The 1,830-nt window shown below is 37.8% G+C and carries 2 protein-coding genes; both read right to left on the reverse strand.

Annotated elements, in window-relative coordinates; genetic code table 11:
- On the reverse strand, positions 1-1,391 hold a 1,391-nt coding region (locus tag ACZFYI_RS19940), incomplete at its 3' end, for a hypothetical protein (RefSeq protein ID WP_462525871.1).
- Positions 1,384-1,830, reverse strand: a 447-nt coding sequence (locus ACZFYI_RS19945; RefSeq protein WP_462525872.1) for a sensor histidine kinase, incomplete at its 5' end; no start/stop codon positions are given. The genes ACZFYI_RS19940 and ACZFYI_RS19945, both read right to left, overlap by 8 nt.

Genomic DNA, 1,830 nt, shown 5'->3' on the forward strand with positions numbered 1-1,830 from the left:
GATTGGATGAGTTGGGCTTGGGTGGATTTGAGATTCTCAAGGGATTGGTTTAAATCTCTTGTCCTCTCCTCTACCTGAGCTTCCAGAATGATGTTTTGCCTTTCCAGAATTTCTTTTTTTTCATTTGTGACTTTCAGGAGCTCTATTGCGTTCTGTTTTTCTTTTACCAAACTTTCTTTGAGCCAAAATGCCACATAAATCAAAAGGAAGATTGGGAAGGTAAGCCAATTGAGCAATAAAAAGACATATCTATTATTTATGATGAAGTCGATTTCAAACGTATTGCCAATTAAAAAGAAAGTCAGGAAAAAGAGAACTGAAATCAATCCAATTAGCACGATCCACTTGGAGCCTTTTAAATTTTTCCATGACTTAAAAATGAAATAGCCGGTCAAAAAAATGGCAATAGCCATAGGGAAGAAAAAGACCCAATATAATTCAAAATAAAAAGATAGAATCGTTACAAGTACTAAGAAGGTAATTAAAGCCTTTAACCATTTGGGACTTTTACCCAGAAAGATAGAAGAAACTAAAAGAGGCGTAAAAGTAAATATCCCAAGAAACCCTAAAGAACCGATTCCTATCACAATCCAGGCAGGAAATGCTGTACCCTGAATTTGAATTGAAACAAATCTGGAAAGGGGGATTAACCCTATACAAGTAGTCACAAGAGCGATATAGATTAAGTGACTTTGCTTCGGATTCAAAATAAATAACCCAAAAAATAGCAAGGCAAGCAGGAAAGTAACCGAAAGCACCACTCCGAAAAAGCCAAAGGAGACGTTTTCCTTCCCAAATTCAGATTCCAGAACTTGAAAAGTGGTCAAAGAAAGGAAACTTGATTGAGCTAAAAGAGTGGATTCTGTGTTAAGCAATGCATTAGGATCCAAAAAATCCACAAAATGAACAGCGACCAAATATTCTTTATTAGCTTCTATAGGAACGAATTGAGGGATAGTCTCTGAAATGGAGTGAGCCTTCCATGGTTTACCATTTCTTCCCGTATTTCCAAGGCTTGTGGTTAATTTACCATTAAGGAAAATATCCTGAGCTGCAGTATTTTTGCTAATTAAAAATGAGGGCAAATCTTCAAATTCGCCGTCTAATTTGAATTTAAATCTAAACCATCCTTCAAAAAAACCGGAATCATCTGTTTTTAAATTAACGATATCTGAAGAATCCAAAGAGGTCCATGAAGAATCATCGAATTTTGGGTCAGACCAAAGGGAATCGGATCCTTTTTTGAATTTCCAATTCGTAATGTCTGGAAGATTTAGGGTGCCTTTTTCGAGTTGATCTGGGGTGAATACAAAAACCTGGTTTTGGCCAGAAGTTTTTGAAACAACCAAAATAGATAAGGAAATCAAGAAAACTAAAGAACTTCTAAACATTTTGGGTCTGTTTTAGCATGATGAAAAACTCAGTTCCCCCAACAGGAGAACTATCCACTTTGATTTCTCCCCCATGCGCCTTTACAATATCATAAGACAAGGATAAGCCCAATCCTGTGCCTTGCCCGGTGGGTTTGGTGGTAAAGAAAGGCTGGAAGATCTTTTCTATGATAGCGTCGGGAATGCCGTTTCCGTTGTCTTGGACAGAAAGCTCAATTCCATTTTCGGTTTTCTTAGTACTGACAATAACTTCTGGTTTATAGCCTTCTATTCCGGATTTTGACTTTTCACTGACCGCGTAAAAAGCATTATTGACCAGGTTTAAAATCACCCGCCCGATATCCGAAGCCACCACATTGACCGTTGGAAGATCAGGATCAAGCTCCAGTTTGAAATCCGCATTGAAGGAATTGTCTTTGGCCCGTAAACCATGGTAGGA

It is taken from the genome of Aquiflexum sp. (assembly GCF_977115555.1).